The 21498-nt window shown below is 43.7% G+C and carries 27 protein-coding genes and 1 other RNA gene; 22 read left to right on the top strand and 6 right to left on the bottom strand.

Annotated elements, in window-relative coordinates; translation table 11 throughout:
- Positions 1-61: 61 nt before the first annotated feature.
- From FGL80_RS04180 to FGL80_RS04255, 16 genes are all read left to right on the top strand, one after another.
- Complete coding sequence (locus FGL80_RS04180) at positions 62-871, top strand: metallophosphoesterase (RefSeq protein ID WP_055308348.1); 810 nt, start codon at positions 62-64, stop codon at positions 869-871.
- A gap of 184 nt (positions 872-1055) precedes the next feature.
- Positions 1056-1502 carry a 3-hydroxyacyl-ACP dehydratase FabZ gene (gene fabZ / locus FGL80_RS04185; protein WP_010001650.1) on the top strand — a complete coding sequence of 149 codons (447 nt, stop codon included), beginning with the start codon at positions 1056-1058 and terminating at the stop codon, positions 1500-1502.
- On the top strand, positions 1495-1953 hold the full coding sequence (locus FGL80_RS04190; RefSeq protein WP_010001649.1) for a MarR family winged helix-turn-helix transcriptional regulator: 459 nt from the start codon (positions 1495-1497) through the stop codon (positions 1951-1953). The genes fabZ (FGL80_RS04185) and FGL80_RS04190 overlap by 8 nt, the downstream gene beginning before the upstream one ends.
- An 11-nt stretch (positions 1954-1964) precedes the next feature.
- Complete coding sequence (locus FGL80_RS04195) at positions 1965-2936, top strand: beta-ketoacyl-ACP synthase III (protein ID WP_055308347.1); 972 nt, start codon at positions 1965-1967, stop codon at positions 2934-2936.
- 73 nt (positions 2937-3009) lie between these two features.
- Positions 3010-3249, top strand: a complete 240-nt coding sequence (locus FGL80_RS04200) for an acyl carrier protein (RefSeq protein ID WP_010001645.1) — start codon at positions 3010-3012, stop codon at positions 3247-3249.
- A 63-nt stretch (positions 3250-3312) separates the two neighbouring features.
- Positions 3313-4278 (top strand): nitronate monooxygenase, encoded by a 966-nt coding sequence (locus FGL80_RS04205; protein WP_010006403.1) that lies wholly within the window; start codon positions 3313-3315, stop codon positions 4276-4278.
- 42 nt (positions 4279-4320) lie between these two features.
- Positions 4321-5265, top strand: a complete 945-nt coding sequence (locus FGL80_RS04210) for an ACP S-malonyltransferase (RefSeq protein WP_055308346.1) — start codon at positions 4321-4323, stop codon at positions 5263-5265.
- Position 5266: 1 nt separating this feature from the next.
- Positions 5267-5998: a 3-oxoacyl-[acyl-carrier-protein] reductase gene (fabG, locus tag FGL80_RS04215; protein ID WP_029510429.1), complete on the top strand. Its 732-nt coding sequence runs from the start codon at positions 5267-5269 to the stop codon at positions 5996-5998.
- A 15-nt stretch (positions 5999-6013) separates the two neighbouring features.
- Complete coding sequence (gene fabF / locus FGL80_RS04220; protein ID WP_055308344.1) at positions 6014-7276, top strand: beta-ketoacyl-ACP synthase II; 1263 nt, start codon at positions 6014-6016, stop codon at positions 7274-7276.
- A 3-nt stretch (positions 7277-7279) separates the two neighbouring features.
- Complete coding sequence (locus tag FGL80_RS04225; protein ID WP_055308343.1) at positions 7280-7732, top strand: acetyl-CoA carboxylase biotin carboxyl carrier protein; 453 nt, start codon at positions 7280-7282, stop codon at positions 7730-7732.
- A 79-nt stretch (positions 7733-7811) separates the two neighbouring features.
- Positions 7812-8243 carry a 3-hydroxyacyl-ACP dehydratase FabZ gene (fabZ, locus tag FGL80_RS04230; RefSeq protein WP_029508991.1) on the top strand — a complete coding sequence of 144 codons (432 nt, stop codon included), beginning with the start codon at positions 7812-7814 and terminating at the stop codon, positions 8241-8243.
- Positions 8244-8245: 2 nt separating this feature from the next.
- The gene (accC, locus tag FGL80_RS04235; protein WP_055308342.1) at positions 8246-9622 is read left to right on the top strand and encodes an acetyl-CoA carboxylase biotin carboxylase subunit; all 1377 of its coding nucleotides are present in this window, start codon (positions 8246-8248) and stop codon (positions 9620-9622) included.
- 136 nt (positions 9623-9758) lie between these two features.
- Positions 9759-10598, top strand: a complete 840-nt coding sequence (locus FGL80_RS04240; RefSeq protein ID WP_055308341.1) for an acetyl-CoA carboxylase carboxyltransferase subunit beta — start codon at positions 9759-9761, stop codon at positions 10596-10598.
- A 1-nt stretch (position 10599) separates the two neighbouring features.
- On the top strand, positions 10600-11400 hold the full coding sequence (gene accA / locus FGL80_RS04245; protein ID WP_055308340.1) for a carboxyltransferase subunit alpha: 801 nt from the start codon (positions 10600-10602) through the stop codon (positions 11398-11400).
- Between the two features lie 64 nt (positions 11401-11464).
- Positions 11465-11823, top strand: a transfer-messenger RNA (tmRNA) gene (ssrA, locus tag FGL80_RS04250).
- 489 nt (positions 11824-12312) lie between these two features.
- Positions 12313-12513 carry a cold-shock protein gene (locus FGL80_RS04255; protein WP_010000354.1) on the top strand — a complete coding sequence of 67 codons (201 nt, stop codon included), beginning with the start codon at positions 12313-12315 and terminating at the stop codon, positions 12511-12513.
- A gap of 461 nt (positions 12514-12974) precedes the next feature.
- Here the strand turns inward: FGL80_RS04255 and FGL80_RS04260 are convergent, their stop codons facing one another.
- Both FGL80_RS04260 and FGL80_RS04265 read right to left on the bottom strand, forming a co-directional pair.
- Positions 12975-13649 (bottom strand): TVP38/TMEM64 family protein, encoded by a 675-nt coding sequence (locus FGL80_RS04260; protein WP_055308331.1) that lies wholly within the window; start codon positions 13647-13649, stop codon positions 12975-12977.
- Positions 13650-13695: 46 nt separating this feature from the next.
- Positions 13696-14586, bottom strand: coding sequence for a serine hydrolase (locus FGL80_RS04265; RefSeq protein WP_055308330.1), 891 nt, complete (start codon positions 14584-14586; stop codon positions 13696-13698).
- Between the two features lie 380 nt (positions 14587-14966).
- On the opposite strand from FGL80_RS04265, the gene FGL80_RS04275 reads away from it, so the two are divergent.
- Positions 14967-15422, top strand: coding sequence for a GNAT family N-acetyltransferase (locus FGL80_RS04275; protein WP_055308329.1), 456 nt, complete (start codon positions 14967-14969; stop codon positions 15420-15422).
- Between the two features lie 14 nt (positions 15423-15436).
- On the opposite strand, the gene FGL80_RS04280 is transcribed toward FGL80_RS04275, so the two are convergent.
- On the bottom strand, positions 15437-15775 hold the full coding sequence (locus FGL80_RS04280) for a hypothetical protein (protein WP_055308405.1): 339 nt from the start codon (positions 15773-15775) through the stop codon (positions 15437-15439).
- Between the two features lie 189 nt (positions 15776-15964).
- Between FGL80_RS04280 and FGL80_RS04285 the strand changes: the two genes are divergently transcribed.
- Both FGL80_RS04285 and FGL80_RS04290 read left to right on the top strand, forming a co-directional pair.
- A complete protein-coding gene (locus FGL80_RS04285; RefSeq protein WP_055308328.1) occupies positions 15965-16552 on the top strand; it encodes a TetR/AcrR family transcriptional regulator in 588 nt (195 codons plus the stop codon).
- Between the two features lie 20 nt (positions 16553-16572).
- A complete protein-coding gene (locus tag FGL80_RS04290; RefSeq protein ID WP_055308327.1) occupies positions 16573-17934 on the top strand; it encodes a carboxylesterase family protein in 1362 nt (453 codons plus the stop codon).
- Positions 17935-18055: 121 nt separating this feature from the next.
- Here FGL80_RS04290 and FGL80_RS04295 read toward each other — a convergent pair whose 3' ends face one another.
- Positions 18056-18550 carry a hypothetical protein gene (locus FGL80_RS04295; protein ID WP_010001289.1) on the bottom strand — a complete coding sequence of 165 codons (495 nt, stop codon included), beginning with the start codon at positions 18548-18550 and terminating at the stop codon, positions 18056-18058.
- A 253-nt stretch (positions 18551-18803) separates the two neighbouring features.
- Between FGL80_RS04295 and FGL80_RS04300 the strand changes: the two genes are divergently transcribed.
- A complete protein-coding gene (locus FGL80_RS04300; protein ID WP_055308326.1) occupies positions 18804-19217 on the top strand; it encodes an iron chaperone in 414 nt (137 codons plus the stop codon).
- 26 nt (positions 19218-19243) lie between these two features.
- Here FGL80_RS04300 and FGL80_RS04305 read toward each other — a convergent pair whose 3' ends face one another.
- Positions 19244-19528: an AFWIR motif membrane protein gene (locus tag FGL80_RS04305; protein ID WP_010001292.1), complete on the bottom strand. Its 285-nt coding sequence runs from the start codon at positions 19526-19528 to the stop codon at positions 19244-19246.
- A 28-nt stretch (positions 19529-19556) separates the two neighbouring features.
- On the bottom strand, positions 19557-20489 hold the full coding sequence (gene rnhC, locus FGL80_RS04310) for a ribonuclease HIII (RefSeq protein ID WP_055308404.1): 933 nt from the start codon (positions 20487-20489) through the stop codon (positions 19557-19559).
- Positions 20490-20562: 73 nt separating this feature from the next.
- Between rnhC and zapA the strand changes: the two genes are divergently transcribed.
- Positions 20563-20967, top strand: a complete 405-nt coding sequence (zapA, locus tag FGL80_RS04315; RefSeq protein WP_029509925.1) for a cell division protein ZapA — start codon at positions 20563-20565, stop codon at positions 20965-20967.
- A complete protein-coding gene (locus tag FGL80_RS04320) occupies positions 20964-21485 on the top strand; it encodes a CvpA family protein (RefSeq protein WP_048700499.1) in 522 nt (173 codons plus the stop codon). The genes zapA and FGL80_RS04320 overlap by 4 nt, the downstream gene beginning before the upstream one ends.
- The last annotated feature ends 13 nt before the right edge of the window (positions 21486-21498 follow it).

Raw genomic sequence — 21498 nt, forward strand, 5'->3', positions numbered from 1 at the left:
AACAGTCTTTTCAACGGATTTATGCTATACTTTATTCAGTAATTTGAAAGAGGATTCGCGTGTGAAGGTTGCATTTTCGTCTGACAATCATTTTGATTTAAATAAAATAGATGTTCAACGGGCCATGCATGTGCAGGCACTTTATTTATTGAACCAAAATGTCACATTGTATGTGATTGCCGGAGACTTGTTTAATGATTTTGAACAATCATTGGCTTTTGCACGTGACATGCAGACCGCTTTGGCTGATAAAATCCAAATTCGATTTTTAGCAGGTAACCATGACATGGGGCGCGGCGTCACTTATGACGAATTGGAAAGTGATTTAGATCCGCTATACTTCCATAATAAATTTATTGATTTGACACCGGATGTGCGCTTAATTGGTAATAACGGTTGGTATAATTACGATTTTGTGGGTCAAGATTATACAACAGAACAAATTTTGCAGTTTAAAAACAATTTCTGGTTCGACCGTCGGATTCAACAACCAGTCTCAGATCAGGAACGTTTTGACCGTAATATGGCGCAATTACAAGCACAATTTGATGCCGCAGATCGGAAGCAAACCGTGGTGGTGTCACACTTTGTGCCACGAACAGATTATATTAAACGCTTTCCATATGGCAATACACGGCTGGATATGGCAAATGCGTTATTAGGGAGTCAAGCGCTCGGGGATAAACTGGACCAATCATATACGATTAATACGATTACTGGGCATCTTCACGTGCATCCAGCACCGTTGAAGGTTGGGAATAATACGTATTATAATGCTGCTGTTGGGTACAACACGGCACGTGTTCATGAGTGGGCAAGTGATGATTTCATTACAGAGTGGCAAAATCGCTTGGTTATCCTTGAATTTTAAGGCACGCAGTGGCGTGTTTTTTTTATTTTCAAGAATTAGTTTGACTATCGAAATAAATCGTGCGATAATTTCAATATTAGATATTTCGATAGTCGAAGTATTAGACGAAAGGAAAAGCGCTCAAGTGAGGCCGTTATTGCAATCAGGTAATATTGGCAACGGATCGGAAGCGCACTGAAGACTTATGCCAGTTCTCACAACAACCGAAATTATGGCACTGATTCCGAATCGTTATCCAATCTTGTATATGGATTACGTTGAAGAAATGGTGCCAGATGAATCGATTGTCGCTGTTAAAAATGTGACAATTAATGAACAGTTTTTCCAAGGACATTTCCCTGGTAATCCAGTGATGCCAGGCGTCTTGATTATTGAATCACTCGCTCAAGCAGCCTCGATCTTAATTTTGTCATCCCCACAATTTAAAGGGAAGACAGCCTACATGACGGGTATCGATGATGCCAAGTTTAAAAAGATGGTTGTGCCGGGCGATGTGTTGAAGTTACATGTGACATTTGGTAAGTTACGCGCCAACATGGGTAGCGTATTGGTTGAAGCTAAAGTTGATGGGAAGACAGCAACCTCTGCCGAATTGATGTTTGTTGTTTCGCCAGATGAAAAAGATGAATGAAGCCGTTACATTAGAATTTGAAGAATTAAATAGTGAACTCGTCGATGTGTTTAATAATGTGATGTGGATTGAAGAAGCCGCGTTAAAGCAAAGTGATTTTTCAGATATTACGTTAAAAGATATGCATACAATCGATGCCATATCTATGTATTCTGAAAAAAGTGCCTCACAAGTCGCGAAGATGATCCACTTAACGCCCAGCGCAATGACAACTGCCATTGATAAGCTCGTTGAAAAAGGATATGTTGAGCGGCGTCGGTCTAATAAGGATCGTCGGGTGGTTCGCCTTGGGCTGACCCATAAAGGGCGGGTTGTGTATCGTGCCCACCAAGGATTCCATCGTGATTTGGCACACAATTTGCTAAAAGATATGCAACCCAGTGAAATGGATACGGTAAAGCGTGCCATTCATAATTTGGTGAGTTATCTTGCAAACGTTATTAAGCAGTAAAAAGGGGAGTTATGGAACACTTAAAAATCGTGGCCTCGGCGCGTCAAGTGCCTAGCCGCCTGGTGACGAATGACGAATTGAGTACCATGATGGAGACCAACGATGATTGGATCTATACGAGGACAGGGATTCGTCAACGTCAAGTGGTGACCACGGAAAATACGAGCGATTTAGCCATTCAAGTGGCTGAGCAGTTACTGGCAAAGGCCCAAGTATCTGCTGAAAGTTTGGACTTTATTGTTGTCAGTACGATGTCACCAGACAGTTTGTCACCAAGTACGGCTGCCATTGTCCAAGGCGCGATTGGGGCCAATCAAGCCTTTGCGTTTGATTTGAGTGCCGCTTGCTCGGGGCTGGTTTATGGCATGAGCGTGGCCTCAAGTCTATTGTCAACCCGATACCGTCGTGGTTTGGTGATTGGCGCCGAAGTCTTATCAAAGCTCGTGGATTGGCAAGACCGCACGACGGCCGTGTTGTTTGGCGATGGCGCCGCTGGTGTACTTGTTGAGACAACAGATGAAGCGATTGGGCTACTGAGTGAAGAGTTGCGGACATTTGGTGATAAGGGCGATAACTTAGTGGCTGGCCGCTTTGGTAATGCCAACCCGTTTTCGGGTGACATTACACCAGCAGATCCTTACTTCCACCAAAACGGCCGTGAGGTGTATAACTTTGCAACGCGCGAAGTGCCGGATGCGCTAGCAGCAGCGTTGGCCAAAGCGCAACTCTCAGCAGATGATGTGGATTATTATTTGTTACATCAGGCCAATGCGCGTATTGTGTCAACAATTGCCAAACGTTTTGGGCAACCAGAAACCAAGTTCCCAACCAATATGGCCAGCAACGGTAACACGAGCGCGGCTAGCATTGGGATTCTCTTGGATGAATTGGTTGAATCAGGCCAAGTGCATGCCGGTCAAACCATTGCTTTAGTAGGTTTTGGTGGTGGCTTGACGGTGGGTGCGCAAATTTGGAAAATTTAAACAACATCGGTGTAGTCGGCTGCACCGCAAAAATCTAACGAAAATACTGAAAAAATACTAGGAGACGAACACTATGACAGATGCAGAAATTTTTGACAAGGTTAAGGAAATTTTGGTTGACCAATTTGATTTGGAAGAAGACGAAGTGTCATTAACAACTGACTTGACAAATGACATCGATGCCGATTCTTTGGACTTGTTTGAAGTTTTGAACCGTGTCGAAGACGACTTTGACATCAAGTTGGCCGTTGCTGAAGACATCAAGACAACCCAAGACTTGGTTGACAAGGTTAAAGAACAATTGGCAGCTTAATGTGACAGGTGATCATGATTGAATGGTCACGTACATAGTATACGAGTTAAAAAGGAAAATAAAATGGTAGTAAACGTAGAGAACCCGCTTTTTAAAAAACTTGGCATGAAGTATCCCATCGTTGAAGGTGGGATGACTTGGGCTGGTACCGGTGCATTGGCTGCAGCAATTTCTGAAGCGGGTGGTTTAGGCTTTATCGGTACCGGTTATTGGCACGGTGAAGATGTCCGTAAAGAAATCAAACGCGTCAAGGCATTGACGGATAAGCCATTTGGTGTCAACGTGATGCTTTTGAGTCGCCATATTCGGGAAGTCTTTGACGTTATCATTGAAGAAGGCGTGAAAGTGGTTGCTACAGGAGCGGGTGATCCGTCACCATTCTTGGATGAACTACACGCGGCAGGTATTATTGTGATGCCGGTTGTGCCTTCTGTGTCATTGGCTAAGATGATGGAAAAGAAGGGTGTCGATGCCGTGATTGCTGAAGGGATGGAATCTGGTGGGCATATCGGTATGTTGACAACGATGACGTTGGTACCACAAGTAGTCGATGCCGTTGATATTCCAGTGATTGCTGCTGGTGGTATTGGCGATGGTCGTGGTGTTGCCGCAGCCTTCATGTTAGGTGCTGCTGGTGCCCAAATGGGGACGCGTTTCTTGACGGCAACAGAATCTGAAATTCACCCGAACTTTAAAGAAAAAATCATTAAAGCCAAGGATATTGACACGATTGTTACCGGCCAACTCATGGGTAATCGTGCACGTGTTTTGAAGAATAAGATGGCCAAGAATTTCGTTAAAAACGAAGTCTTTGAAATCCAAAAAGAAAAGCCAGATGCGGCCGCAATTGAAAAGTTGGAATCCGGTACTTTACGTCGCGCTGTTCAAGAAGGTGACAAAGAGGGCGGCGCTTTCATGGCTGGTCAAATCTCTGGTTTGATCAAAGATGAAAAGCCAGCCGCCCAAATTCTGTCTGACATTTGGGCAGAAGCAACTGACTTGATGGGTATTGAAAATACAACATTGTAACCACAGCGCTGACACGTCAGCAAATTTTACATGGGGACTAATATGAAATTAGGTATCTTATTTAGCGGTCAAGGCGCGCAAAAAGCTGGCATGGGTGCCGACTTATACGCAGCATTGCCCGCTTACCGTGACACAATTGACCAAGCGTCAGCCATCTTAGGCTATGATTTACAAGCTGTGGCCAATGACGAAACAAAAATCACGCAAACAGCTTACGCACAACCTGCTATTTTGGCGATGAGCAACGCGATTATTAACGCATTAGGTGAGAATTTACCAATGCCAGTAGCCGGGTTGGGCTTGAGCTTGGGTGAATATTCGGCGTTGACTGCCAGTGGGGCTATGGGATTTGAACAAGCCGTGGCGATTATCAAAGACCGTGGCATCTACATGCAGACAGTCGGTGCGGCGAATCCAGGTAAGATGGTTGCCGTGATGGGTGATGATCAAGCGTTGGTAGAAGATGTGTTGACATCATTGCAGGCAGCAGGCAAGCAAGTTTACCCAGCCAACTATAATACGTTTGCGCAACTGGTCATTGGTGGTGTGGCTGAAGATGTTGATGAGGCCATGGCAGCCTTAACTGAAGCAGGTATTCAACGACTCGTTGAATTACCCGTGTCAGGGGCCTTCCATACACCATTGTTAAAAGATGCAGCTGTGCAGTTGACAACACGTCTGGCGGGCGAAACTTTCAACGAGACCCAATATCCAGTTTATTCAAATACGACGGGGGCATTATTTACGGCTGACACGTTATTTGAAACACTGACAAAACAAATTATTTCACCCACTTACTTTGCGCAAGCAATGGAGAAAATGTTGGCTGATGGCGTCGATACATTTATTGAAGTTGGGCCATCAGACACGTTAATTAAATTCGCCAAGAAAATTGCACCAAAGGACGTCAAGCGTTACGCGATTACCGATATTGACAGTTTCAATGCGGTGCGTGATTTATTAGTTGCAGCAGGAAAGGAAGCCTAGTATGATGGATTTCACAGATCAAACAGTGCTCGTTACTGGCTCATCGCGCGGTATTGGTTTGGCAATTGCCAAAGCCTTTGATGCTGCGGGCGCCCAAGTGATTTTACATGCGCGTTCAGCTATCGCGCCAGAAATTTTGGCTGAATTTAAGCAGACACCGCAAACTTTGCAATTCGATATTGCGGATGCTGAAGCAGCTGAGGCTAGTATCAAGGCCTTATACAAGCAAGCAGATTTCCCTGGCATTGATGTTTTGATTAACAATGCGGGTATTACCAAAGACCAATTGGCTATGGCTATGACGCCAGCTGATTTTGCTCAGGTCATTAATGTGAACTTGAATGGGACATTTAATGTGACGCAACCAATCTTTAAGAAGATGATTCGTCAAAGACACGGGGCCATTGTGAACATGAGTTCCGTTATTGGATTAATGGGTAACATGGGGCAAACGAATTATGCTGCTTCAAAAGCAGGTATCATTGGTTTCACCAAGTCACTTGCCAAAGAAGGTGCCCGTCGTGGGATTCGTGTAAATGCGATTGCGCCAGGCATGATTATGTCTGATATGACGGCGGTTTTGCCAGAAGAAACGCAAGCGGAAATTTTGAAGAATATTCCCTTGTCACGGTTCGGTGAAGCCAGTGAAGTCGCTGAAGCAGCGCTTTTCTTAGCACATAGTTCCTACATTACAGGGCAAACATTGACTGTTGATGGCGGATTGTATATTTAATTAAAGGAGAACAACATGACACGAGTAGTCATTACTGGTCTTGGTGCCGTAACCCCACTTGGAAATGATACAGAAACATTTTTGAATGGTATCTTCAATGAAGAAATCGGGATTAAGCCAATTACAAAGTTCGATGCCACAGAAACAGGGATTACGGTCGCTGGCCAAGTTGATGGATTTGACCCAGCAAAACGTGTGGGCAAGCGTGATGCACGTAAGTTGGATTTGTTCTCGCAATACGCCATTGATGCTGCTGACCAAGCATTGGAAAATGCTGGTTTGAAAGCACCTGAAGGGTCAGAAAATCCAACGACTGTCCAAGACCCAAATCGTTTTGGGGTTATTCTTGGTAATGGTATCGGTGGTTTGACCACGATTCAGGAACAAGTGATTAAAATGCATGACAAGGGACCACAACGCGTGAGCCCATTGTTCGTGCCTGAATCAATTCCAAACATGGTGTCTGGTAACGTGTCATTGCGTTTTGGCGCCAAAGGGGTAAACTATACGGTGGTGACTGCTTGTGCCTCTGCAACCAATGCCATTGGGGAAGCCTTTTGGCGTATCCAATCAGGTAAAGCGGATGTGATGTTGACGGGTGGTTCAGAAGCGACAGTTAATGAAATTGGGATTGCTGGTTTCGCAGCTTTGACAGCGTTGTCAACGGAAACAGATCCGACTGAAGCGTCAAAGCCATTTGATAAGAATCGCCATGGTTTCGTCCTTGGTGAAGGGTCAGGTATTTTGGTGATTGAAAGCCTTGAACACGCGCAAGCACGCGGGGCCAACATCTTGGCAGAAGTTGTCGGTTATGGGGCATCATCTGATGCTTATCACATGACATCACCATCACCTGATGGTGAAGGTGCAGCACGTGCCATGCGCGATGCACTTCGCGATGCCGATTTGCAACCTGAAAAGATTTCATATATCAACGCGCATGGCACAGCTACCGGCGCTAACGATTCTGGCGAAGCGCATGCGATTGCCACAGTGTTTGGTGCTAACAATGTTCCTGTCTCATCAACTAAGGGGATGACGGGTCATTTGCTTGGTGCGGCTGGTGCGATTGAAGCGTTGGTTTCAGTTGGCGCCCTTGTTCGCGGCGAAATGCCAGTCAACGTTGGTGTGGACGAACAAGATGATGACACAAAGTTGGTCAACTTGGTCTCAACTGCGACAAAACACACTGCACCTGAATATGTATTGAGTGCAAATTATGGTTTTGGTGGGCACAACGCTGCAGTCATTTTCAAAAACTGGCACGAAGAGGCTTAATTCATGAGTTTAAATATCGATGAAATCCGCAGTTTGATGGCGGATCTAGAAAATAGTTCATTACGTGAATTTCAAATTACTGACGGTGATTTTAGTTTGCATTTGTCAAAAAATGACAATGCAGCGATTGTCGCACCAGCACTCGCTGCTGCAGCAGAATCAGTGACAGTTAACGATACCCCTAACGAACATCCATTGGCCAAACCAGTGGCAGCGGGGGTCGAAATTGTTGCCCCAATGGTTGGGACAGTGTATTTGCAACCAAAGCCAGAAGCGCCAATGTTTAAACAAGTTGGTGACAAGGTAGCGGTTGGCGAAACAGTGGCAGTGATTGAAGCGATGAAACTGATGACAGAAATTCATAGTGAAGTTGCTGGCACAATTGCCGAAGTTTTGGTGGAGAACGAAGAAGTGGTGGACTATAACAAGCCACTTTATATCGTGACACCAGCATAATTTAAGCGGATTTTTCCGCGTACATACCTGAATAGGAGGAAAGGCATACAGTAATTGGTGCTGTATGTTTAATAGACACATGAGCGTACTAAATACCCAACAAATTATGGACATCATCCCGCATCGTTATCCGATGTTGATGTTGGATACGGTTGAAGAATTGGTGCCGGGTGAACGTGCCGTGGCTTACAAGAATATTTCAATCAATGAAGAAATTTTCCAAGGTCATTTTCCAGGGAATCCAACATTTCCAGGTGCGTTAACCGTTGAAGCCTTGGCCCAAACGGGTGCCGTTGCGCTCTTGTCGATGCCGGAGTATAAAGGGAAAACAGCTTACTTTGGTGGTATCAAGAAGGCGCGTTATCGTCAAATGGTACGCCCTGGTGATCGTTTGCGTCTGGAAGTCACAATTGATCGTTTGCGTGGGCCAATTGGGACAGGTAAAGGCATTGTGTGGATTGGTGACAAGAAAGCAACAACTGCTGAATTGACATTCATCATTGGAGATTAATTGTGTTTAAAAAAGTATTGGTTGCCAACCGTGGTGAAATTGCGGTTCGTATCATCCGAACATTAAAAGAAATGGGTATTGGATCAGTGGCGATTTATTCGACTGCTGATAAGGATAGCCTACATGTTCAAATCGCTGATGAAGCTATCGCTGTCGGTGGGCCAAAGCCAAAAGATTCTTATTTGAACATGAAAAATATTTTGAGCGCCGCACTTCTTTCTGGGGCAGAAGCCATCCATCCAGGTTACGGCTTCTTAGCTGAAAATGCGCTGTTTGCCGAAATGGTCGGTGAGGTCGGGATTAAATGGATCGGTCCACGACCAGAAACCATCGAATTAATGGGTAATAAAGCGAATGCCCGTGAAGAAATGCGCCGCGCTGGGGTGCCTGTCATTCCAGGGTCTGAAGGGTTTATTCGAGATTTTGACGAAGCTAAGACTGTGGCTGATCGCATTGGCTATCCTTTGTTGCTCAAGGCTGCTGCTGGTGGTGGTGGTAAAGGGATGCGCTTTGTTTACGGCGAAGATGAGCTCTCAGATAAATTTGATGATGCGCAAAATGAAGCCCGTGCTGCTTTTGGCGATGACCATATGTATATCGAAAAGGTCATGGAACGCGTGCGACATATTGAAATGCAATTGTTGCGCGATGAGAATGGCCATGTGATTTATTTGCCTGAACGTAATTGTTCTTTGCAACGTAATAACCAAAAAGTGTTAGAAGAATCACCAGCAACTGGTGTGACGCCAGCGATGCGTGCTGAATTGGGTGACATTGTGACCCGCGCTGCCCAAGCTTTGGGTTATGTCAATACTGGTACGATTGAATTTTTACAAGATCATGAAGGCGCCTTTTATTTCATGGAAATGAACACGCGAATTCAAGTGGAGCATCCCGTTTCTGAAATGGTCACCGGTCTAGATTTGATTAAATTACAGATTGCTGTGGCCGCTGGGGAAGATTTGCCAGTGACGCAAGATGATGTACAAGTACAAGGACATTCGATTGAAGTACGTTTGACGGCTGAACAGCCAGAAAATCATTTTGCACCTAGTGCTGGGACAGTTGACTTTGTCTTTTTACCAACTGGTGGGCCTGGTATTCGTATTGATTCGGCATTGTTTAATGGTGATAAAATCCAACCATTCTATGATTCAATGATTGGCAAGTTGATTGTTCATGGTGCTGATCGTGCGCAAGCGATGGCCAAGATGCGTCGAATTGTGGATGAAACGGTAATACGTGGGGTCGCCACGAGCCGTGCCTTCCAACAGGCATTGTTAGCTGATCCACAAGTACAACGTGGCGAATTTGATACACGTTACCTAGAAAGTGACTTTTTACCACGCTGGCTTGACAGTTTGCCAGCGACTGAATAAACAATAATACCGCGTATGGCCGACATATGCGGTATTATCATATTAGTGCCATATGCAGTTCTGGACTGCTAAGTAAAGTGATTAGGAGGCATGTGTCCCATCTTGTGAGTTTGAGGTGTTGGGGCACGGGATAAAGATGGATTTATACGATAATCAAAAATCAACCGCTAAAATTAAGCGGGATGCATCAGTCAATGAACGCATCCCAGATGGGCTTTTCTTAGCTTGCCCTTATTGCGGTGTTCAAATGTATAATAAACAATTGGGGCCGTTTCGTGTGTGTGCGCACTGTGGCTATGGTTTCCGTTTACAAGCGCAAGAACGCGTCGACTTGCTCACGCAATCATTTGAAGAAATGGATGCCGACATTGAAATGACAACACCGGAATTTCCTGGTTATGCGGATAAACTAGCGCGTGCGAAATCACAAACAGGTTTAGGCGAATCTGTATTGACCGGGGTGGCCACGATTGAAAATGAAAAAGTGGCACTAGGGGTCATGGATTCTTATTTCATGATGGGGTCATTGGGATCAATGACTGGTGAAAAAATCACCCGTTTGTTTGAATACGCGACGGATAAAAAGTTACCAGTGGTATTATTCACGGCCTCTGGTGGCGCGCGCATGCAAGAAGGCATTAATTCTTTGATGCAAATGGCCAAAGTGTCAGCGGCAGTGGCGGCACATCAAGAAGCAGGCCTACTTTATTTGGTCGTACTGACAGATCCAACAACGGGTGGGGTAACGGCTAGTTTCGCCATGCAAGGAGATATTACGTTAGCTGAACCGCATGCTTTAGTTGGCTTTGCTGGTGCGCGCGTGATTGAATCAACAATTCATGAGAAACTACCAAAGGACTTTCAGCGTGTCGAAACGTTATTAGAAAATGGCTTTGTTGATCAAATCGTGCCCCGACCTGAACTTGGGCCAATCATTGCTAAGTTGGTGAGGTTACATCGGGTGTCGGAGGTATAACATGGCAGTCAATATTGGATTAAAATTATTTAAGCATGAATTAACGCCAGCCGAAGTGGTGAAAAAGTCACGCGAAGATCGCTTTTTGGCGCGTGAAATTATTGATGGTATTTTTACGGATTTTGTTGAACTGCATGGCGATCGTTTGAGTGGGGATGACATGTCGGTGATTGGCGGCATTGCGGCCTTAAATGGCAAGCCAGTGACTGTTATTGCCATTGATAAGGGTGTTGATATTCAAGATAAGTTGAGCAAACGCAATGGCTCGCCTGAACCATGGGGCTATCGCAAAGCACAACGCTTGATGCAACAGGCCAACAAGTTTCATCGCCCAATTGTGACGTTTATTAACACGCCAGGGGCATTTCCAGGTAAAACGGCGGAAGCGCAAGGCCAAGGCGAAGCGATTGCCAAGTCCATTTTAGAATCTATGAAATTGACGGTGCCAATGATCGCCATTATTTATGGTGAAGGTGGTTCTGGTGGCGCTTTGGCATTGGCGACGAGTGATCAAGTCTGGATGTTCCAAAACGCGACGTATTCCATTTTGTCACCGGAAGGTTTTGCATCTATTTTATGGAAAGATAGTAAGCGTGCCGATGAGGCCGCTGCTGTCATGGGCATCACGGCTAAGGATCTTTTGGAAAAGGGTGTGATTGAATATATTATTCCCGAATCACGCAATCATCCGCGTGTCTTTAATTTGATTCGTCAGCGGTTAGATGATGAATTTGCTCGGTTAAATGGGTTAACGCCAGAAGAATTACTTAAGCAAAGACGTGCACGTTTTAGAGCGTTTTAATATGGTATAATAAAAATACTGACGGCTGTCAGTATTTTTATTTGTTGCGCGAGCAGCTTAAATTGGGGTCGTTTTTGGAATTCGACAGGCTGTTTAGGGCATGGACTGCGCTTCGCCATCCGGGCGTTAAAACGGGCAGACATTTTAACTGCAAAAAACGAAAACTCTTTCGCAATCGCTGCCTAAAAACCAGTGATGCGTAACTTAATCTTGGTAGCTGGCGTCTGAGATTAGGTCATAAAAAGTCAGATCGCGTCGTTGCTTAGATTCGGAACAGCGGCGTTAAATGAATCGAGTTAGTGATTGATGTTAGCCTCGTGTTGTGGCGGAATTAATCATGAAACTTAAGTGACAACACTATAAGCGTAGAGGTTCATGTACCGGGCAGTTTGGACAGGGGTTCGACTCCCCTCGGCTCCATATTAGCGGTGATACTAGGAATACTGGTATCATCGCTTTTTTCATGTAAAACATTGATATGACAGTATTTTCAGTGTATACAAGCGTATCAAAAAGTATAAGAGAAAATAAAAAAATAAGCACCATTTGCTACAAATTTGCTACAAGGTACTTAATTCTGATAATGCTTTGGCGTTCTTGGATGAGCGCCTTTTCTTATAATTTCGATTTCATTAAATTGCATGGTATTTCAAGCAAAATAACACAAATAACAACAGCTGAAAAATGGTAAAACTACGGGACAAATTTAGACATTACCGACCTATTAAAAGCGTTAGAAGACTGAGTATTGGTTATCTGGTGCTTTTTTATTTGCTATTAGTTGTGATACGTGTTACAGTTAATGAGTAATAAAGTTTTTGATTTTGATTTCTCTTTTCTTGAAGGACATTCAGTACCAATTATTTAAATTACAAATAAAGATTGGTGAATGCACCAAAGGAGAAACATATAATGGAAACAGGCACAGTAAAGTGGTTTAATGGCGACAAGGGTTTTGGATTTATCACACGTGAAAATGGTGATGATGTCTTTGCTCACTTCTCAGCTATTCAAAGCAATGGCTTCAAAACACTTGATGAAGGTCAATCAGTGACTTTCGATGTTGAAAGTGGCGATCGCGGTTTGCAAGCCACTAATATCGTTAAAGCTTAATAAATATAAAGCTCACTAATGTGGGCTTTTTAATTTAATCAATATATAAACAGCTCGACTAGATTAATTTCTGGTCGAGCTGTTTTATTATCTTCAAAGTCTTTTAGCGTGATATCTGGCATATTTGTAAGCACTTCATTAATGTTTATTATTTATTGATAAACGGTAGAAGTATTGCGTTATGTTGGTTTATGTTATAGCACAATAGCATGTATTAAGTAACCAACTACTAGGCCAATTAGTATACCAATTCCAATACGTCAAAATAATTTTTTACCCATTGTTGAGGACGCCTTTATATGGTTAGAAACAACCCACTCATCATATAGACAGTCAGATGTTATCTCGAAAATTGACACGATGTTAAGAGCAAACAAAAAACGTACCTGAGCGGAAACCAGTACGTTTTTTTATCGTATTAATATGATGCATAAGCTGTGAAAAAATTTTAGGTTTTACGGTTACGACAGTGTTTGCTGCTGACGCTTCTTGAGACGTAACAGGATAACGGCAATAATGCCGACAGCGAGCACAGCTAAGACGACTTTTAGTTCTGGTGTACTGTGACCACGGAAGATGGCATCGCCACCAACACTGAGTAACACCGCAGAGGGGATGCTGCCGATAAACATTGATAAATAGGTTACTTTATCAGGCAATTTAAGCTTATTAGCGGTGTAATTCACGATAAACATCGGGATGATGGGGATCATATATGAAATCGTTAAAATGATTGCGGGATGTTTAGCGGAAGAGATGAATCGTACCCATCGGTTTTTCGTATGTGGCTTAGATAGAATCTTAAAATGGCTGATGAGAATAAAAGATAAACTATTACCAGTAAAGGTACCGATGATATTTAATAAAATACCAATGGCGGGACCAAAATAGACACCGATTAAAACGCCGACCATTGATGTTGGCACACCAGGAATCAGACAGAAAAGTGCCAAGGTAGCAGTTAATAGAAAGGCCGTAGTAATACCATGTGAACGAATTTGCGCACGAATGTCTGCCGCAGGCGTATGGGGGTTAATTAATGAGAGAACGTCAGGATATAGATTTTTAGTTAATAACAATAACAAAATGATTGTGATGGCACCAACTAAAATACTGACTATAGTCTTTTTTTTCACAACAGCTTAATCCTTTCTGAGTTATTGCGCTGTGGGACAAGGCGAGTTAATCGGCATTTAATTGCTTTGCCGTAACCGCCGCTAGGGATTCAATTAAATCAATGCCTTGATCTTTGGTAGCGTTGCCGTTTGTTAAGACAGCAATGGTATAGTTACTATTCTTGGTTTTGACGTGTCCAATTGTATTCACCACCCAACCGTTATCGAGTGCCAACCAGCCATTTTTAAGTTCAACTTGTGCATTGTCAGCGAGTTCGCTACTCATGCCCCAAGCTTGGTCGGGGGCGACATTTGCCATGAGTTGCAAGACATAATTGCGATCTGCTTGATCGAGTGGGGATTTGGTGCCATAAGCCAATGCATTTAATAATTTGATTTGATCGGCTGCAGTTGTCGTTGATAGTCCCCAAGCAGCCGTGCTCATTTTGGTATGGGTCATGCCGAGTTGATTAAAAAGGCGATTGGGCGCTGTGTAACCACCTTGATAAGTATTTAATAAAGTGGTCGTGGCCTCATTGTCAGATAAGGTGATCATGTCTTGCGCAAGGGTTTGCTCATTAGCGGACAATGAGGTGTTGTTGTCTTCGTGGTTATTTAATAAGTTAGCCAAAACAGCCACTTTAATGATACTAGCGGTGTAATAGGTTGCGGACGTGTTATTGCTGAAAGCGGTGGTCTGGTCAGTTTTGTGGTTATAGACTGCAATGTTAACGTTAGCGTCTTGATCTGTGAGGATATCTTGCCATTGCTGCTTTAATTCAGAGTCTGGTTGGTGCGTTAATTGTTCAGACAACGAGACAACGGGTTTGATCAATGATTCAAGGAATCCTTTACCAACAGCCTGATAAACCAGGATACCACTTAGGATGACTAGCATGAGAATGGTGAATCGGACACCTTTTTTTAACTTGGGTCTTTTTTGCTTACGGAGGGTCATAAAATCAATTTTACATTTCTAAAGTAGTTGCAGTATGAGACGTAACATGACGTCAAATAACATATACCCATCATAACAAATATTTAGAGAACCTGTCAGAGAATTGTGCGTGCTAACGCCTCGTGCGCCCTGCGTGAAGCGAAACTAACTGATGTCGCAAAAAGATTATGTACGCACTCAAAGGAGTGCTTGTTGTTTATTTTTGTCTGGCATACCAGTCAGCTTGAAAAATGGCGTAACGGTCGGTGTCGACCCATTGACCATTATAGAATATCTCATGCTTGAAAACGTATAAGAGGGGGAGCAGTAGGTGATTTAAAAATGTTAAAAGTGTTAGAAATGTTATATCATAGTTATAAAATGAGAAGAGGGTATGACAGATGACAAAACGAGTTGGACGCTTAACTGCGGTAGATATCACAGCTGCTGCGCAATTATATCAAACGGTATTTTCCCAAGCACCATGGTTTGAAACGCATGCTTTATCTGACGTGAGCCAATATATCTCACGCTTACTGGCAATGAACACTAATCGTTGCTATGCAATTTGGGAAGCAAAACAACTTATCGGGGTGGCCTTAGGCTTTTCTAAGCCGTGGCATCGTGGGGTAGAATACCAGTTATTAGACTTATTTGTAGCTGCTGATCAACAAAAAAAGGGTGTCGGCACCCTTTTGCTTGAAATGATTAAAGCCGATTTATCAGCGGCCGATATCCCGCATATCATATTAGAAACTGAAGAGGGGACACCAGCTGAACAATTTTATTATCACAATGGTTTCACATTGCAACCCGACCAACGTGCGTTGACGTTGGTCAGTACGACAGCACGTTAATCTTTGATGCGACTTTAATAGCTGTTATTAATGAGTGTTGAGAGCATTGTCACAAAAAAGAAGACATAAAGTATGCCAAGAATCACTGCGATAATGAATTGGACAAGTCCGGCCCGATTCCAAGTCGCTTGAACGGCTTTAAAAGTGTCAACATCTTGGTAATCACCCTTTTGCCAAGCCCATTCGTTGCCTTTGAACCCACAGACAAATACCCAAACGAGATTGAAGACAGGGATGAGACAAAGTAGTGGTAGGTAGGTTTTATTGCCAATGCCCCAAAAGATATTGTAAATAAATGCCCCCCAGTTCCAACCGCGTATTTCTTCAGGCACTGTTTTACCATTTTCATTCATGATCAAATTCCCCCTATATATAGCTTGTTCTGTGGGATAACCCACGTCAATCATTGCTTCTAGCATAACAAAACACTCAGAAAAGTGGTAGGCAAACACCCTGAAAATTTCCATTATGGTATTTTAAGTATTTTTTCTATTATAAAACGAAACGTATCGTTTTATAATTAACCCTAACAGGAGGGTACAATGCATAATCCCAGTACACAAGATAAATCAGTCGGCCGCCCACGTAGCGAAGCGGCCAAAACAGCCATTATCCAAGCGACCATATCATTATTAGAGACGGTGCCGTTTTCGAACTTGACGATTGAAGCCATTGCGAAACAATCAGGTGTGAGTAAAGCAACAATTTATCGTTGGTGGCCAAATAAGGAAGCCTTACTCTTTGCGGCCTTTTTACACGTCACCACAGTTGACGTTAATTTTGATCCAGCATTATCAATTGCGGATAACTTCCGCCAAGTGATTGGGGACCTTGTGGTCATCTTAAATCAGCCACTTGGTCGCGCCTTAATTACCGTTTTAATTGATCAACCTGACCGCGTGACTGCTTTTCAAACGACATTTTTTGAAGTCAAACGCTGCGCAGCAAAGCAACTCTTAACAGCTGGTCAAGCGCAGCACGTGATTAAGCCTGATATTGATCTGGATAAGGCATTGGATATGTTATTTGGCGCAGTTTATCTGAGAGTATTTTTGTATACAGAGGTTGTAGATACGGACTATATTGATGCAGTGATTGCCGCATTTATGCAAGGCATTCGACAGGATTAAGACGAGAAAGGTCGTGTCACATGACAGATGAATTGGTTGTACAGGTTACCCAAGGGCAGTTACTTGGGACAAAAGAAGGCCAAACGCACGCATTTTACGATATCCCTTATGGACAATTCGCAGGACGCTTTAAGTATGTTGCAGCACCAAATACTTGGGAAGGGACACGACTGGCGACCAAGCCCGGCCCAATATTCAACCAAGATATTAACCGCTTGGGGCCGGTGATGGGGAGCAAACCTGAAGAAAAAAATCAGTCCGAAGATGCTTTTCGTTTAAATGTGTGGACGACTGGTTCACACACGAAAAAACCAGTGCTTTTTTGGATTCATGGTGGGGGCTTTTTGACCGGTGGTGGCGCACTTCCTTGGTATAACGGGCAAAATTTGGCTGAAAATGGCGATATTGTGGTGGTCACCGTTAATTATCGATTAGGCGCCTTGGGCCATCTCTATCAACCAGGGGTTGCGGATGACAATTTGGCACTCCATGATTTAATCACGGCCTTAACCTGGGTCAAGGACAACATCGCGGTTTTTGGTGGCGATCCAGAACAGATTACGGTGGCGGGGCAATCGGTGGGTGCTTGGTATACGTTAGCCCTATTTGCATCCCCAATGGCCAGTCAATTGATCAATCGGATTGGTTTATTGAGTTTTCCAGGGGCAGCTGAGCCGTTAACCAAAGAAAAAGCGGCGATGTTAACGGCTATTTTACTTGCGCAACTGGGCTTAGATGATCCGGCTGAATTGACACAAGTGCCAGTTGAAAAGATTGTGACAGCGCAGGGTGCCGTGGCATTAGAAATGCAAAGACGGACCGGCGATCCGGTACCAACGGGCTTTTATCCGTATGTCGATGGGCACATTATCACTGGTTCTATCATGCAAGGTGCGTTGGACCGCGCCAATGCTAAGACACAACTCTTTGTTGGTACCACAACCAATGAAACGACTGCTTTTTTCCAACAGCCAGAGGTGAAAAAACAAGCCAATTACTTCGATATGGTGCAAAAAACAACGACTGATATTTTCCAAATCCCAACGCAAGCGTTAGTTACTGGATTTGCGTCTCAACAAGCGCCAAGCTATCTTTATGAGATGGCGTTTGCCGCCAAAGACCCCCTGATGTTGGCTTGTCATTGTATTGATTTACCGTTTATTTTTAACAATTTTGCCGAATGGGATAATGCACCGATGCTGGCCGATTTGGACACAAGCAAGGCTTATCCGCTCGCGGCGCACATGCAAGCTTATTTCACGCAGTTTGTGAAAACAGGAAACCCAAATCAAGAAGACCAGCTCGATTGGCCGCAGGTTGCATCCAATCACCCAGCAAAAATCGTCTTCAATCAAGTCATCACCGTTGAAAAACTCACGTAAGCAGTCGTTGATGGGCGATAAATCAAACCTATTTTTTGGAACGCATCGATTGAGATGCTTTTTTTTTGTTGGCAATAAAAAAGTGATCATCTGCTACATAAGACATAGCAGATGATCACGGTTAATCAATTGACGGGTACTTCACTTTTAAATTATTGAATAAGTAGTCAATGGCTGGCCGAACGATAAAAAAGAAGACGGGGACAGCAACGAAAAATGTTTTGGCCCAGTTACCAAAGTAGCCAGGAATAAAGTAAGGGTAAAGTTGACGATGGGTTTCAGTTAAAATGACCATCATGACCGAAACATTACCGGCAATTACGAGAACTGGAATTGAAACGTGTCTTGGCACAACTGTCGTGAAGTGCTTCGGAAAATAATTATGTAGCTTTAACACGAGTGGCAATGTCACATAAGTGCGTAAGCAGTAGATGAATAACACAGCGAGTGGGTAAACTTTTAAAATCGTCATCACGATGGGCCATGACAAACCGAAGCGAATAATCGTATTGTAGCTCAACATGATCATCACCATCGTACTCAGCAGTACGATGGCCACTGTATTAGGGTGATGCAAAATTCTAAACAAGAATTTTTGAAGTAGGGGGACTGGCATAAAACGTTTCCTTTATTTGAGATATTGTGGTCTTGATACGGTGTTTGGCCAGGATACGTTGATAAGCATTTGGTGCGACCCTAATTGATTATGCACGTGCAACATTGGTTATTTCACTGATAATTCAGACCTATCTATCATATCAAAAAGACCAACCAAGATAAAGCTGTTTGTGCATCACTATTGTTGTTTCGCGCTTTTTTCGATATGCTAGGGGTAACACATAAAAACCAAAGTAAGGGAGGCTTACAGCATGAATGAAAAAACAACTTTTTCGGACTTTGAACGTGAAGCCATGCGCGAACGCGCAGCAGAATTGCGTCGGACGAAGAATACTGAAGCTGATTTATTGGAAAAAATTGCGGAAATGACCGACGAGGAAGCACGTTTGGCACTAAAAATACATGAGATTGTGACAACGACTGCGCCGGAACTGAAACCCAAAACATGGTATGGTATGCCAGCCTATGCCAATTCGCAAGGCAAAACGGTATTATTTTTCCAACCGGCAACGAAGTTTAAAGCCCGTTATTCAACGTTGGGCTTTAACGATGCGGCGCAATTAGATGAGACGGCGATGTGGCCAACAGCTTATGCCATCACAGAATTAACGCCAGCTGTGGCAACACAGATTGAAACATTAGTCAAAAAAAGTGTTGGCCGTTAAAAAAGCACAGCGTATGCTGTGCTTTTTTAAGGCTTTTTATTGATTTCTTCAAAGTCGCCTTCAAATGTGTTGGGGTCTTCGGGCGCGCGGGGTGGTTTGATGAAGCGAATGCGGATCCAAAAGGCTAACGCAAACAGCAACAACAAGCCAACAATCGCAAAGAAGTTTTTGATTACAAAACTGACTACCAAAATCAAAACAATGGCTAAAAGTAAACGGGGGATGATCCCGAATGTGTTTGTAAATAAGAATGCGATAAAATAAATCCCGAGAAAGATAATGATGAATGGGATTAACAGAAAGCTTAACATTGTTATTCCTCCAAAAATTCAGTTTCAATTAGCGCCGTAATTTTTGCGCCTTTTGGGTGTTAGCAAAATGCACCTTGGCAAAATGGTTTAAATCCAGACCACGATCAAGTAATTGCGCAGCAGCTTCATCGGCCTGATGGCCTGCCCCAATGGGTAATGGTATGCCGGCTTCTTCACTTAATTTAGCCATGCTGTCAAGTTCAACAACGCGGGCTAAAATTGAGGCTGCAGCCACACTTAAATGATACTGTTCGCCCTTCGTGGTGAAATGGACGTTGTCTTTGATGATTGGGGATTGCTGGGCTTGGGTTAAATACTTGAAATAAGTACTGGCTTGCGCAAATTGGTCAATGAGAATGGCATCAGGGGTTGTTGGGGCAATTTTTGCTAGAACTTTACCGAGAACAAAATTATGTGAAATCGCCTTCATTTGATTCACATTGTTGGTCGGTTGCATTTGATTATACTTTTCCGGCATTAAATTCACAACATGATGCGGTAAATTGGCGATGATTTCGGGCGCGATTTGTCGCATTTTAGCATCGGTTAATGTTTTAGAATCAGCGATTCCCAGTTGTCGCACCCAAGCAAGCTGGTCTTTTGGGACGTAGACTGCTGCAGTGGTGAGTGGTCCAAAATAAGCGCCCGCGCCAACTTCATCAGAGCCTAAAACGGACCAATTGGCAAACCCTTGGGGAATATTGACACCAGGCGTTGTCGCTTGTTTACCGGTTGCTTGGCGGGTGGTGTTTTGTTGTGCCGGTGTTTGCCAGCGGGCTGCTTCTTGGGCATAATTTGCCCCTTGGAACATGACTTTACCCGAGCGATATGCGGTGATGGTCGTGGGGCCTTTTTTAGCGACAAAAATAGCGCCAGTGGGTTGTTTGCCCGTCGCCATGTTGGCGTAGTAATCGGTGATTTTTTTTAATTGTGTTGGGGTCACTTGAATAACAGTTTGCATACTAGTCATTATAGCAGTTTTGACCGCCTGAAATATGGTGTATAATGGATGAGATATTATAAGGATAAAAATAATGGCTTATCAAAACGAGAAACGACAATATCGGGCAAATTTAGCCGGTAAAAATTATACAATTTCTGGGCACGCGAGCTTGCCACATTTTAAGGCAACGGAAACACTGTTTAACAAGCAAATGACGCAAATTAAAACAGTTGCCCCAAAGCTTGCGCCCGTTGACCAACTGACACTGTTGACATTTAACGCGCTGTCAGACCAGCTTTACAAACAGGCAGAAGTCGATGCGTTGCAACAACAAGTGGCGAAATTAGAGGCAGAAATTGCGCAACTGCAGCAAGCACCAAAGACTACGGCTAAACGCACACCACGTAATGCGATTAGCTCAATTATTGATGATGCCAAGCAGGAAAGTCACGCGCGGACGACAGATAAATTATTTAAACAAGGGACAAACACATGATTTTACTTGGGATTGCCATCATTTTTGTGCTACTCTGGTTGATTTCGGGCTACCGTCATGGGTTCGTTAACGGCCTGTTGCGTTTAGCATTGTGGGTTGTTGTGTGGTACATTGCCATTAAGTTTGCGCAACCGTTTGGCCAGTTTTTGTCACGTTTTCTGGCGGGGCAGTTTGTGCGTACTACGGTGCCGCAAGATGTTGTGAGTCACGGCTCACAATTTTTAGGTTCAGGCATTGCGTTTAGTTTATTGCTCATCCTAGGTGGGACAGTCAGCCATTTTGTACTGCGATCTTTGCACGTTATCCGGCATATCCCAATATTAGGCTGGGTTGATGGCGTTTTAGGGGCATTGTTGTATGGTGTGATTGGGGTTGTGATTGCCTTTTTTGCCCTCCAAGTGCTCTCGGTTGTCCCTGATGTGTGGATCCAAGATCAATTTTTAAGCACACCATTGTTGAACCAATTGCTGGATGGCGTGCCGTTTTTTGCAGAGCAGATTTATCACTGGTGGCTATAAATGACCTACCTGA

Origin of the sequence: Leuconostoc lactis (assembly GCF_007954625.1) — a bacterium.
Classification (GTDB): Bacteria; Bacillota; Bacilli; order Lactobacillales; family Lactobacillaceae; genus Leuconostoc; species Leuconostoc lactis_A.